This is a genomic window from Enterobacter asburiae (genome assembly GCF_024599655.1).
Taxonomy (GTDB): Bacteria; Pseudomonadota; Gammaproteobacteria; order Enterobacterales; family Enterobacteriaceae; genus Enterobacter; species Enterobacter asburiae_D.
Genome location: NZ_CP102247.1, coordinates 3924146 through 3937004, shown reverse-complemented (window position 1 = coordinate 3937004; position 12859 = coordinate 3924146). Strand labels below are relative to the sequence as shown.

Sequence of the window (12859 nt, the reverse complement as noted above, 5' to 3'; positions counted from 1 at the left end):
TTGGTAAAACAGTGGCTTCACAAAAGGAGATCGCAATGACGTTACCGAGTGGACACCCGAAAAGTAGACTGATTAAGAAGTTTATGGCTCTCGGCCCGTATATTCGAGAAGAGCAGTGTGAAGAGAATCGCTTTTTTTTCGACTGCCTGGCTGTATGCGTCAACGTGAAGCCTGCACCCGAAAAACGTGAATTCTGGGGCTGGTGGATGGAAATGGAAGCAGAGGAAAAACGTTTTACGTATAGCTACCAGTTTGGCCTGTTTAATAAAGACGGCAACTGGCAGGCCACCTCTATTAAAGATCAGGAAGTGATTGACCGCCTGGAATATACGCTAAAAGAGTTCCACGATAAGGCTCGCGCGCTGCTGGCTACTCTGGATCTCAAGTTCGAACCCGCGGATGACTTTTCCAGCGAAGCGGTGAAGCTGACTGCCTGATTGTGTCACAGCGCCGGGTGGCGGCTTCGCCTTACCCGGCCTACAAAAACTGATGGTTTTCTCCCTCTCCCTGCGGGAGAGGGCCGGGGTGAGGGCACCAGACCGCATTAATCCCCGACAAAAAAAACCGGCATCAAGCCGGTTTTTTTATTCCGCATCATCAGAACTGGTAGGTCATACCCACGGCAACGATGTCATCGCTGCTTACGCCCAGTTTATTTTTGTCGTCAATCTGGTTGATTTTATAATCAACAAAGGTGGACATATTTTTGTTGAAGTAATAGGTCGCGCCAACGTCAATATATTTCACCAGATCTTCGTCACCAATACCTTCGATATCTTTGCCTTTAGACTGGACATAACCCAGGGACGGGCGCAGACCAAAGTCGAACTGATATTGTGCGACAACTTCAAAGTTCTGCGCTTTATTTGCAAACCCGCCGGAAATTGGCGTCATATTGCGGGTTTCAGAATACATTGCGGCCAGATAAATATCGTTTGCATCATATTTCAGACCGGTTGCCCAGGCTTCTGCTTTCTGACCCTGGCCACGCGCCAGCAGGTTCTGAGCATTGGTGCGGTCAGAGTTGGTGTAAGCGCCGCTGACGGCGAAATCACTGCCGCCGAAGTCATAGGTCAGAGAGGTACCAAAACCGTCACCGTTCTGTTTCTTGGCGTCACGGTTTTCGTTTTTCCCTTGGTACTGCAGCGTCATGTCCAGACCGTCAACCGCGCCGAAGAAGTCGGTGTTGCGGTAGGTCGCAAGGCCAGTAGCACGCTTGGTCATGAAGTTATCGGTCTGCGCGGAAGAGTCGCCGCCGAATTCAGGGAACATATCGGTCCATGCTTCGACGTCATACAGGGCACCCAGGTTACGACCGTAATCCAGTGAACCAAAGTTTTTCAGCTTCAGACCAGCGAACGCCAGACGCGTCTTCTGAGAGGAGTCGCTCTCAGCTTTGTTACCTGCAAATTCAGATTCCCAACGGCCATAGCCCGTCAGCTGATCGTTAATCTGAGTTTCGCCTTTAAAACCGAAACGAACGTAAGTCTGATCGCCATCTTTGGTAGCATCATCACTGATGTAGTGCATGGCTTTCACTTTGCCGTACACGTCCAGTTTATTACCATCTTTATTATAAACTTCAGCTGCGTGAACGGATGCAGAAGCCACTACGCCCATAACCATTAATGCCAGAGTGCTCTTTTTCATTTTCGATCCTGTCTTATAAACGCGCTAAAAAATTCGCTGGACGATAAGCTCATGCTTAAGTCCCGTGAAAAAACAGGAAGGGTTTTATCGTTCTGGAGTGAAACTTTTATGACAAACTAAGAATAATTTTAAAAAACTGTGATTTATTATTTCGGTAATAAAAGTGTCAAACTTTCCCGCTAGGCTTCCTGATCCCGCGCAACAAAGTGTTTCGCGATGTGCTAAGGCAGTTGGCAACGGGGCTGACTCCTGTTAAAACGTTCGTTCGACATTACTTTCCCTTATCGTTGAACGGCAGAGAATCATGAGTGACAGCCAGACGCTGGTGGTAAAACTCGGTACCAGTGTTTTAACAGGCGGATCGCGCCGCCTAAATCGCGCCCACATTGTTGAGCTTGTACGTCAGTGCGCTCAGCTACATGCCGCAGGGCATCGCATTGTGATTGTGACATCCGGGGCGATTGCCGCCGGGCGTGAACACCTGGGTTACCCCGAACTCCCCGCGACGATCGCTTCCAAACAGCTGCTGGCCGCCGTGGGGCAAAGCCGACTCATTCAACTCTGGGAACAACTGTTCTCCATCTATGGCATCCACGTCGGGCAGATGCTGCTGACGCGTGCGGATATGGAAGACAGAGAGCGCTTCCTGAACGCCCGAGATACCCTGCGCGCGCTGCTGGACAACAATATTGTTCCGGTTATTAATGAGAACGATGCCGTTGCTACCGCTGAAATCAAAGTGGGTGATAACGATAACCTCTCGGCGCTGGCCGCGATTCTGGCCGGTGCCGATAAATTACTCCTTCTGACCGATCAGCAGGGGCTGTTCACCGCCGATCCGCGCTCCAATCCGGAAGCCGAGCTGATTACCGACGTTCACGGTATCGACGATGCGCTGCGCGCCATCGCCGGTGACAGCGTTTCAGGTCTCGGAACGGGCGGTATGGGGACCAAGCTGCAGGCCGCTGACGTCGCATGCCGCGCCGGTATCGACACCATCATTGCGGCGGGCAGCCGCCCAGGCGTGATTGGTGACGTGATGGAAGGCATCTCCGTCGGTACCCGCTTCCACGCCCAGGAATCTCCGCTGGAAAACCGCAAGCGCTGGATATTTGGCGCGCCTCCTGCTGGCGAACTCGTCGTCGATGAAGGGGCAACCGCCGCGATTCTGGAACGAGGAAGTTCATTACTTCCTAAAGGAATTAAAAGCGTGACAGGCAACTTCTCCCGTGGTGAAGTGATCCGTATCCGTAACCTCGAAGGCCGCGACATCGCCCACGGCGTAAGCCGTTATAACAGCGATGCCCTGCGTCGCATCGCGGGTCACCACTCGCAGCAGATCGACGCCATTCTGGGCTATGAATATGGTCCGGTTGCCGTGCATCGCGATGACATGATTATTCGTTAAGGAGCCAGAACATGCTGGAACAAATGGGCGCAGCCGCGAAGGCCGCCTCTTACAAACTGGCGCTCCTTTCCAGCCGCGAGAAAAACCGCGTGCTGGAAAAAATCGCTGATTATCTGGAATCACAGTCCCAGGAGATTTTGCTCGCCAACGAGCAGGATTTACTGGAAGCGCGTCGAAACGGTTTGAGCGAAGCGATGCTCGACCGTCTGGCGCTGAATCCGGCACGCCTGAAAGGCATCGCCGACGATGTGCGTCAGGTCTGCAATCTGGCTGACCCGGTAGGGCAGGTCATCGACGGCGGGCTGCTCGACAGCGGTTTACGCCTGGAGCGCCGCCGCGTGCCGCTCGGCGTTATCGGCGTCATTTATGAAGCTCGTCCAAACGTGACGGTGGATGTCGCCTCCCTGTGCCTGAAAACCGGTAACGCCGCTATTCTGCGCGGCGGGAAAGAGACATGGCGCACCAACGCCGCGACGGTGAAAGTCATTCAGCAGGCGCTGGAAGAGTGTGGCTTACCGGCGGGTGCCGTACAGGCTATCGAGAGCCCAGACCGCGCGCTGGTCAACGAAATGCTGCGCATGGACAAATACATCGACATGCTGATCCCACGCGGCGGCGCGGGCCTGCACAAGCTGTGCCGCGAGCAGTCGACGATTCCGGTGATCACCGGCGGTATCGGCGTGTGCCATATCGTGGTCGACGACAGCGCTGAGATTGAACCGGCGCTGAAGATTATCGTTAACGCGAAAACCCAGCGTCCAAGCACCTGTAACACCGTAGAAACGCTGCTGGTGCATCAGGATATTGCGAACACCTTCCTGCCAGCCCTGAGCAAACAGATGTCAGAGAGCGGCGTGACGCTGCATGCTGACGCCAGTGCGCTCGCACTGCTGAAGGATGGCCCGGCTAACGTTGTTCCAGTAAAAGCGGAGCAGTACGACGATGAGTTCCTGTCACTGGATCTGAACGTGAAAATCGTTACCGATCTCGACGACGCGATTGCGCACATTCGTGAACACGGCACGCAGCATTCTGACGCGATCCTGACGCGCACCCTGCGCAATGCCGATCGCTTTGTGAACGAGGTGGATTCCTCTGCGGTCTATGTGAATGCCTCCACGCGCTTCACCGACGGCGGCCAGTTCGGCCTCGGCGCTGAGGTGGCGGTCAGCACGCAGAAACTGCACGCGCGCGGTCCGATGGGGCTGGAAGCGCTGACCACGTACAAGTGGATCGGCTTCGGTGACGATACGATTCGTGCGTAAATAATCACGGGTGATGCAAAAGTAGCCGTTTGATTCAAAAGGGCATTGACGCATCACCCGGATAGATCTAACCTTTTGCCCCGTGGTTACACTCGTAACCGGCCTCTCAGGGCCGATATAGCTCAGTTGGTAGAGCAGCGCATTCGTAATGCGAAGGTCGTAGGTTCGACTCCTATTATCGGCACCATCTTTTTCAGATAATTACTTCACATTAAAGTATACGACTTTCTCTTCTTGTGCCGTATTTGAGAAATTGCGACCAATAATCGTGTCAATTTGCTCGTGTGTTCTGTCAGATGGTCAATTGATAAATGAGCGTATCGTTGACCGCCACGGTAAACCATTACCATATTGGCTCGTATAATATGTCACATGCTATAGTGTTTAACACTGATCCTGATGGTCTATTGTGGTTACCAATTAATCAATCTTCGTAATGTTAATGATTAATTCAACCTGCTGTGGCGTTTTTTATCTCTGCATTTACAACACATCTTGCGGAGGTGTTCAGCAACAGGTTTTGGCTTTGAAATAAACCTAAGAATCTTTTTAGTGCAAAAAAATTGAGCAGTTAAGTCCCTTTTAAAATGTTCTCAAAATCAGCGCTGCTTAGATCCGGTGTAGAGCACAGCATATCTCTGGCCAATGCCCGGCGACGCTGAAGGAGTTCGTCTAACGTTTCTTCAAACGTGGTGATTTCTGAGTCCATTACCGTTGGATAATACACATAAACATCCTTTGTCTGGCCGATTCGGTAAGCACGGTCAGTTGCCTGATCTTCTTTTGCCGGATTCCAGCAGCGGGTGAAATGAATAACGTGGTTGGCTTTCTGAACGTTAACTCCAAAGCCAACCGCGACGGTGGAGAGAATAATCACGCCAAAGCCAGGTTGGGACTGGAAATCATCAATCAATCGCTGACGGCTATTTTGACTCTGACTTTTAGTGCTGGTATCACCATTGATGATGACCGGACGGAAACCGAATCGTTGCTGAACAGCATGCTGTATCTCGCGCTGGAGATCGCGCAGCTCCGTAAAGATAATCACCTTGTCTTTACGGGTGTGCTTAATTTCGTCCAGTGTTTTCAACATCCAGTTAAGTTTTGGCGACCCTTCCCGATATCGAGGCTCTGGGTTAACAACTGCCGGGTGCGCGCAAATGAGTTTAAGGCGATGTAATAACCCTAACATCCCCGCACCTGCCTGCTGCATGCCCTCACTCAGTGCTTGCTGTTGTTGCCAGTTCGCTATCGAAGAAAGATACAATTGCTTTTGTGGGCCAGAAAGCGGCAGCTGCTTACAGCTGGTAACTTCGATTTTTTGCGGCAAATCACGCGCGACTTCTTCTTTAGTTCGGCGTAATGTCTGGGGTTCAATCAGAGCTCGTAAACTTTCAAGCCGCCCTGTATCTCGACCCGCTTCGTTCTCGATAGGGCGAACATAGTGTTTGCCAAATTCATTGAGTGCGCCTAACAGACCCGGCTGAGCGAAATCAAAGAGGCTCCACAGGTCTACAAGCGTGTTTTCCACTGGCGTGCCGGTACATGCCACTTTGAATCTTGCTTGAATCGCATTGGCTGCATGAGTGATTAATGCTGCCGGGTTTTTTATTTTTTGTGCCTCGTCGCAGACCATGATGGACCATGGCTGGCGCGCCAGTGAAAACTCCTGATCGCGAAGCGTTTCGTAGGTTGTTAGAATGATTTTCGCCTCCCCCTGCCAGCCGGGTTTGAGCAGATTTTTGATCCCCTGAGACTGCAGATGATCAGGAATAGCCTCTTTCGGGTATTTCAACGCTTTAATGGTGTCACCATACAATTTCATCACAGGAATTCCGGCGGTGTAGAAGAAATTGTCGAGTTCACGCTCCCAGTTATTCAAAAGCGAAACGGGGGCAACAATGAGGCTTGGTGGCTCGTCAGGGAATTTTTCAATGAACCAAACCAGGAAGCTCAGGATCTGCAGCGTTTTCCCCAAACCCATATCATCCGCTAGCAGGCAACCTGCTGTTTCCTGAGGTGAACAGAGGAAAAGTTGCTGAAGCCAGGCCACGCCTTCGCGCTGATGGTCTTTGAGCTGGATATGCTCTTTCAGGCTCAGTGGAATTTCAGGTTCAGCATGACGTGCATTGAGAAGTGAGTCTCGGCGCTTTTTAATGTAAACAGCTTCTTCAATATTCTGTTCAATTTTGAGCACTGCCCGGGCCGCTTTTTCAACAACATTGCCCTCTGATTCTTGTGCTGCATTTTGCTGTTTTTCCCAGTTCTTACTGAAAGTTTTAGCTGCATCCAGTGGCAGTTCAGTCTCATTCCAGGGGGAGATAATATGCGTTTCGCCAGTTTCTTCTGCCTGGGTAATTCTCTCCTGCAGCTCGTTGAAATGCTGAAGGTTATCAAGTTGCCAACCATCCAGTGTTTCTACCGAAAATTCGGAGAAGTCGATGCCATCAGGAAGCCAGTTTTCACTTTGCGCCTTGGTCAGCCAGGGAGAGGATATTTTTTCAAACTCACCGATGCCAATGACGCGATCGCCATATTTACCAAGATCCAGAACATCATTAAATTCTTTACCTTCGACTTCCTGTTGCCAGCGCGACAACAGCGACTGGCAATCATGCCATTGCTGTTCAGTGAATTGGCTCAGTTCCAGCTCGTAACCCTGCCAGGAACCTGCTGGCATTTGTGCGGCAACACTTATCCCTACGGCCTGAACAAATTTTTCCAGTTCCCATGGAGCCGAGAACAGGAATGACACCTCCGGTTGCGGCAACGGTGAGACAGGCTCCAGCACCAGCGTAATACTCTCTATCTTATTCTCATCATTGATCTGGGGTTGAAGCCTGAAGTGATGAAAGAAAATATGGGCATCAAACAATGCCTGTTCGTGTTCCTCGGGGGCAATAACACTGGCGGCATCTTCACCCAGGAAAGTATAGGGATTGCGAACAAAGGAAAGCGCTTCACTTCCGGCAACCCGGCGACCGGGAATTGAGTGTATTGAATTCAGGACTTCTTTTACTTCAGGTGGGATGATGACATGGCTGAGCTCACCGTTCTCTCCGGGAATACGATAGCTATCGTGGACCTGTAAGTTTTTGTCAAAACTGCCAAGCCAGTTAGCGGGTTGGTCCTCAAAGTGGGGTTCAATCTCGATAACGGCAGTATCAGCAACTGTCGCCTTACGCAGGCGTAACGACAATGAAGTGGGTTTGATGACATGCGTTTTTTCTAAATAATCATCAAATTTTGCAGCGGCCTGTTTCGCGCATTTGCGAATTGCAGCCCATCCCAGTTGGTTAGTTGTTTCGCCGGGAGCCTGAGTTTGCTGCATGCGTAGCTGCTCGGTTGCCTGCAAAAGCGCCCAGTTTTCTCGTGATAACAGGTGCAGCTGGTTTTCATGAGTAAAAATAGCCCCGGTGCGGCTAAGACGGATCGATTGACGCATGGGAAACGTAGCCCATTCAGCAATCCAGACGCAGAAATCATTATCGCTTAAGGCTCCTCGCGAACTTAAACTTGCACGTAGGGGCAAAACCTCAGGCACGCCAATCAAAGGTAGGCTGCTGGCATGTTCTTCATCTTCCAGCAGGCGGTACAGCGATTCCCAGCTCAACAACCATCGGTCTGTTAGTGATATCAGATAGTCTTCTTCAGCCAGTTGCTCAAGCCAGGATGCCAGAGCCCAAAGCTCTGGGTCATCAACCAACGATTGCGGAAAACTGAGCCCGTTTTCTTCAGCCTGATACTGATTCTTCAGGTGGCGTTCTATCTGCTGACGGTTTCCCGTCAGTTTACTTAACAGACGTTTCAGCATTATTTAATCCAGTAGCGATGCGGTTCTTTAGTTACAGGGGTGAACCCGAGTCGAAGCAACTCTCTTTCTGTTATATCGTCAGATGCTTTGAGCTGGACAGACAGCACGCCACCTTTTTGTCGGTTATCACTGACGATGCATGAGGTATTTTCAACCAGGCGCTGTATTGCTGTATCCCGCAATGGATTGATGATTTTGATGTCAGATACCGAGGCGGGTGAGGGCGCTTTTTTATCTATAAATTTGACGGGTTCTTCAGCCATCCAGCGGATACCCAGCTGACGTAATTCATCGTCATATTTCAGCATCCAGCCGGTGATGCGGATTTTGTTATAGCCTTCGGCTCGAGGAGCATGTGGTAGTCTCAAAATACAGCGTCCCTGGCTTTTTAAGTGAACGTTGATTTCCAGAGCTCCAGACTCAGGATTAAATGGAGCTTCGCCGATGCGATAGGCATACATCGCGTTTCCCGTCCCGGAGAATTCAACGAAGATATAATCGTTAATCTGCATGATCATAGCGTTATCGAAACTACGTCCACCGCGTAGATGGCTTAGCCTCCCACGATTCTCCTCGCGGAATTTCACAAAATCGCTTCCACGATCTTGCCAGGCATCTGGCCCCATCACGATACGGGTGAATCCCATCTGATTCGCGAAACGTAGCCAATAATGCAGCCTTGCCTGATCGACATCGCCATTGCCGCGAAGCAGTTCAAAGAAGTGCATCAGGTCCTGTTTTGCTAACCAGCCACGCACCATTGCAGCGACAGGCTCAGAAACATACTGATGCCACTTGTTCTGCTGACTCTTGAGCTGAGGGTTATCCCAGTATTCCAGGGCGGCCTGTTTCAGGGCGGAATGCGCTTGATCGCGATAGGTTGAATGGTAATAGCGGGTCAGTGTCGCCGTCATAATGTCATCACGAAAACGCACCCACTGCGCCGCCAGTCCTAATAGCCAACTGATTTTTTCCAGAAAATGAGGATCGTCCAGAGTATCAAGCTGCGCCAGCAATACGGTGAAAATACGTTTCCACAACCAGCTGCTATCGGGGATTTGCGCTATTTTTTCTAATGATGATAAAGAGTTACTTTCACCGGAAAGCAACTGTTGGGATATCACACCGCCAGCCTTAGGCGTAAAAATGTCGTGATAAAACTCAATGGTTTTCATCCACGATTTTTCTCTGCGGATAGCCGCTTTCACCACGAAGTAGCCTTTGGCAATATGCCCGCGTAGCACACACCAGTGCGGGTTCGTTTCAGGAGACTCATGCCTGTAGGCAAAATAGCTTGAACAGAGTGCTGCCCAGTCCCGACGTTTCAGCGTTTTGGCTTCTATTCTTTTTTCTATTGCACTGTTTATTTTGGGGAAGAACGCATCATCTTCGAGTAATACCGGTTGGCCTGGATGTTGTGGGTCACCATCGGCGAGGCCATAAAACACCATTCGCCACTCACGTTCGGTCAGTTCTTCTGCAAGACGAAAACGACGCAGCGCCGCCAGCCGCATTTCATGCGGCGGGGTGGGGATTTTCTCTGCTTTATCAAATCGCTTTTCCATCTCGCGGCCAGCAGAAGCCAGCGCGTGGAAATCATTGCGTAGATAATGCTCCTCCTGCTGGCTGGAAGAGAGCTTCGCTGCGATGCGCTGCGATAGAGAACTCAACGCGGGCGTCATTGCGGCATTACCAACTGGCAAACTTCTTTATTCACAACAGGCGGGAAATCCACCTCGTCTGCGGCATCATGCTTATCTTTCAGCCCGAAAAACTGCATACGCAACTCGACGCGGCGGCTGGCTTCTTTGCTCTCTTTCGCGTTATTAAATGAGACGCCCCCCGCAAGGAAAAGCTTACGGATTTGGATCTGCTGTTCTGCAGAAATGCTTTTTTGCAGAGGACTGCGGCTATCGAGCAAACTGCACATCACCCACTCAGAGCGCTGCAGGGAGAGATGCAGGTTGTAAAGGTACGAACCGTCGGTGTCGGTAAATCCTTCAATGACGATTTGCTTAAACCACTTTTTGCCTTCGTCACTGTCGGATGCCTCCAGCACCAGCGGAACGACATCCTGTAATGCTTTTTGCCCTTCAGCATTCAGGAAAAAACGGTTGTGGTCGAAACGACCAGCTTCACCAAAGCTGATGCGGTTATCGTGGCAATCTACCACGATAGTTTTGTTTACACTGCGGGCATGCAGCTCCAGGCGCTCACATAATCTGGCGATGTCCTGCCCCCTGACTTTTTCCCCTTGCTCCGCGCGTTGAATGCGTTGTGTAACGGAGCTTAGCGACGCGACCATCACCACCAGAAATAACACCATCATAGCGGTCATCAGATCGGCGTAAGAAATCCAGAAGGGCTTCTCAGCTTCATCACTGCGGCGCTTTTTAACGCCAAATGCATTCCCAAACATCAGCTGTCACCCCCTCAGGCACGCACGCGAGACAGAACATCATCAAGCTCGCTGACGCTTTCACCGATCTGTTCGACGGAGCCCGCAAGCAGATTAGAGGCTTTCGCCATTTCGACGTCCAGTTTGCCCAGCGTCTTGTCGAGACTGCGTGAAACACCTTCTGAGAAGTCTTCAAAGCCTTTCCCAAGCACATCGCTGACATTTTCCATAAAGGTCTGCGCTTCACGGTTATAGCTCTGTAAGCGCTCTGCGTGCTGCTTAAGATCGGTGATGAACTGACTACGGGTGGTTTGTTCTGACTGGGTATTTGCTGCGAGCAATTCGAGCATGGCAATGGATTTGCTGACGGCTTCTCGATTGTTACGATAATCGCTCACTACTGACGTGAGTTCACTGGTGGCAAGGGAGAGCGATGAACCCGCCGATTGCGCTTTATTCAGTACATCAGCCGTCAGGTGATTCGCCTCCGACACCTTATCGCCTGCGTGTTCAAAACGCTCGGCGGCAACACGCATTTTATCCGCGCCGCTTTGCATATCCTGAATCTGTCGGTTGGTCTGTTCTGCGAATTTGTTCAGCGTTTCGGTGGTTGCCTGATGCTGACTAGCAACGGTTTCAATCAGCTGTTTGATCTGATCGTCTACTTCACTCATCACACGCTGCGTCTGTTCGTGCAGAGACTGCTGGTTAGCCTGCTGGTTCGCTGATATCTGTTGCTGCCCCTTATCTATCTGGCCAAACAGACTGCCCAACTGCTCCCCGAGTGCTTCGACTGAGGTCGCCATTTTTTCCATGGTTGCGCTTTGTCCCTGCTGCACTGAATTCTGAATGGCTTCAATAAAGGCGGACATATGTTCTGCCTGGGCTTTTTCCCGCGCTTCGCTATCGGCAAACATTTTCTCAAGCTGTCGTGCCATGCGCTCACCGGCACCTTCACCCTCAGCGCCAATTTTCGCAACAGAGGCTTGTAAACTGGTCAGCATGTCATTCATGCCAGCCTGTATGGCCTGCTGGCCCGATTTCATTTCAGAGAGGAGTTGTTCAATTAACTGCGCGCTACCCTGGCGGGAATCGTCGCTGACCTGACGCATATCCTGCAGCAGAGCGGAGAAGCCGCTTTGCATCGTCTGGATAGCCCCGACGGTTTGTCCCATCATCTCGTTAAGGTTGGTAAACTGCTGGCCAAAGGTGGTATCGAGCTTCGCCATAAATGCGGTCAGCACATCCTGCAGTATGTTCTGCACCATGCCGCTTTGATCGCCGCTGGCGGTCTGAACCGCACCCGCAATTTTATCCAGCGGTGACTTCAGGCTATTCTCGATCGCACCACTCACCTGATCAGCAAACTGTGCGCCAGATTCTCGGTAGGTGTTGCTTAATGTATTCGCGAGGCGTTCATTTTCAACTTTCTGGCTTTCGGCAAGATGCAGCAGCATATCGCGAAGATCGGTGACCAGGCTTTCTTTCAGGTGGCGCGCCTGGGTAGCGCTTTCGTTGCTGGATTTCACCAGCGAGGCGAGGTATTCCTCGCCCACACCGCTAACGTAGAGCTTGTCGATAGCGGCGGTAAATTTTTCGAGATACTTATAGCACTTGGCGATGGACAGTTTTTCCAGCCAGGTGACGAAAATAGAGGCGGCAATAGCCACGGCAGAGCCAAGGAATGCGTACAACACATCGTGCAGCAAATTATTGACGCTGCTGGTCACCTGCTCGGGAGTACTGGGGTCGAAGTGGTTAAGGCCAATCATCAGGCCGTAAAACGTACCGATAATCCCCACGCCGGTCAGAATACCGGGCAGGTGTTTGAAGAATTCAGTATTGAGTGGAATATCGACTAACTGTTGCTCAGAGAAGTAGCTCGAGCTTGGCGCCGTGGCACGAATGCGGACGATTTTTTCTTCTCCACCTTCCAGCTCACTCTGCGGGTGTAACGACTCTTCAAACTCATTCCACGCGTGTTTGAGTTCAGGGCGCTTAAAGAGATTTTGAAGATGGGCAAGCTGTTCCTCTGGGGAATTGCTTTCAATGCTATTAATTGATTGGGTGTATTTTTTCAGGCTGTTAACAATGTTAATGGCCCGGAATAAATAAAAGAAAATAAAGCAGGCAACGGCCAGGCTCACGATGCTGATTACGGTGAAGGGCACATTATGGGGCTCCACAGATGTAAGCGTCACTAAAAATGAATTAAGCCAGGACATATTTTTACCCGTTGAATATATTAATCAGCATTTAAATTACCATCGACAACAATTTGATTACCTTTAATCAAAATTTCTTTGTTGTGATAGCCATCGCCG

At 50.9% G+C, this 12859-nt stretch carries 8 protein-coding genes and 1 tRNA gene; 4 read left to right on the top strand and 5 right to left on the bottom strand.

The window, feature by feature from the left end:
- The first annotated feature begins 35 nt into the window (after positions 1-35).
- Complete coding sequence (gene crl / locus NQ230_RS18760; RefSeq protein ID WP_023334619.1) at positions 36-437, top strand: sigma factor-binding protein Crl; 402 nt, start codon at positions 36-38, stop codon at positions 435-437.
- 160 nt (positions 438-597) lie between these two features.
- Here the strand turns inward: crl and phoE are convergent, their stop codons facing one another.
- Entirely contained in the window at positions 598-1650 is a 1053-nt protein-coding gene (phoE, locus tag NQ230_RS18755; protein ID WP_032646978.1) for a phosphoporin PhoE, read from the bottom strand.
- Positions 1651-1954: 304 nt separating this feature from the next.
- Between phoE and proB the strand changes: the two genes are divergently transcribed.
- The 3 genes from proB to NQ230_RS18740 all read left to right on the top strand — a co-directional run bounded on the left by proB (position 1955) and on the right by NQ230_RS18740 (position 4510).
- Positions 1955-3058, top strand: a complete 1104-nt coding sequence (gene proB / locus NQ230_RS18750) for a glutamate 5-kinase (RefSeq protein ID WP_008501877.1) — start codon at positions 1955-1957, stop codon at positions 3056-3058.
- A gap of 11 nt (positions 3059-3069) precedes the next feature.
- Positions 3070-4323, top strand: coding sequence for a glutamate-5-semialdehyde dehydrogenase (gene proA, locus NQ230_RS18745; RefSeq protein ID WP_257258619.1), 1254 nt, complete (start codon positions 3070-3072; stop codon positions 4321-4323).
- Between the two features lie 111 nt (positions 4324-4434).
- A tRNA-Thr gene (locus NQ230_RS18740) sits at positions 4435-4510 on the top strand.
- 384 nt (positions 4511-4894) lie between these two features.
- Here the strand turns inward: NQ230_RS18740 and zorD are convergent.
- Genes zorD through zorA1 form a run of 4 tightly spaced genes read right to left on the bottom strand, consistent with a single transcriptional unit; the run spans position 4895 to position 12760 of the window.
- The gene (zorD, locus tag NQ230_RS18735) at positions 4895-8137 is read right to left on the bottom strand and encodes a type I Zorya anti-phage system protein ZorD (protein WP_257258616.1); all 3243 of its coding nucleotides are present in this window, start codon (positions 8135-8137) and stop codon (positions 4895-4897) included.
- Entirely contained in the window at positions 8137-9819 is a 1683-nt protein-coding gene (gene zorC / locus NQ230_RS18730; RefSeq protein WP_257258614.1) for a type I Zorya anti-phage system protein ZorC, read from the bottom strand. Before zorC ends, zorD begins: the two co-directional genes overlap by 1 nt.
- Entirely contained in the window at positions 9816-10556 is a 741-nt protein-coding gene (zorB1, locus tag NQ230_RS18725; RefSeq protein WP_008501873.1) for a type I Zorya anti-phage system protein ZorB1, read from the bottom strand. The genes zorC and zorB1 overlap by 4 nt, the downstream gene beginning before the upstream one ends.
- Before the next feature lie 14 nt (positions 10557-10570).
- Positions 10571-12760 carry a type I Zorya anti-phage system protein ZorA1 gene (gene zorA1 / locus NQ230_RS18720; protein ID WP_257258611.1) on the bottom strand — a complete coding sequence of 730 codons (2190 nt, stop codon included), beginning with the start codon at positions 12758-12760 and terminating at the stop codon, positions 10571-10573.
- Between the last annotated feature and the right edge of the window lie 99 nt (positions 12761-12859).

What these genes read in the sequence shown, in the direction of transcription:
- crl (WP_023334619.1), top strand. Translation starts at nt 36, where the DNA reads ATGACGTTACCGAGTGGACACCCGAAAAGTAGACTGATTAAGAAGTTT.
- phoE (WP_032646978.1), bottom strand. Translation starts at nt 1,650, where the DNA reads ATGAAAAAGAGCACTCTGGCATTAATGGTTATGGGCGTAGTGGCTTCT.
- proB (WP_008501877.1), top strand. Translation starts at nt 1,955, where the DNA reads ATGAGTGACAGCCAGACGCTGGTGGTAAAACTCGGTACCAGTGTTTTA.
- proA (WP_257258619.1), top strand. Translation starts at nt 3,070, where the DNA reads ATGCTGGAACAAATGGGCGCAGCCGCGAAGGCCGCCTCTTACAAACTG.
- zorD (WP_257258616.1), bottom strand. Translation starts at nt 8,137, where the DNA reads ATGCTGAAACGTCTGTTAAGTAAACTGACGGGAAACCGTCAGCAGATA.
- zorC (WP_257258614.1), bottom strand. Translation starts at nt 9,819, where the DNA reads ATGACGCCCGCGTTGAGTTCTCTATCGCAGCGCATCGCAGCGAAGCTC.
- zorB1 (WP_008501873.1), bottom strand. Translation starts at nt 10,556, where the DNA reads ATGTTTGGGAATGCATTTGGCGTTAAAAAGCGCCGCAGTGATGAAGCT.
- zorA1 (WP_257258611.1), bottom strand. Translation starts at nt 12,760, where the DNA reads ATGTCCTGGCTTAATTCATTTTTAGTGACGCTTACATCTGTGGAGCCC.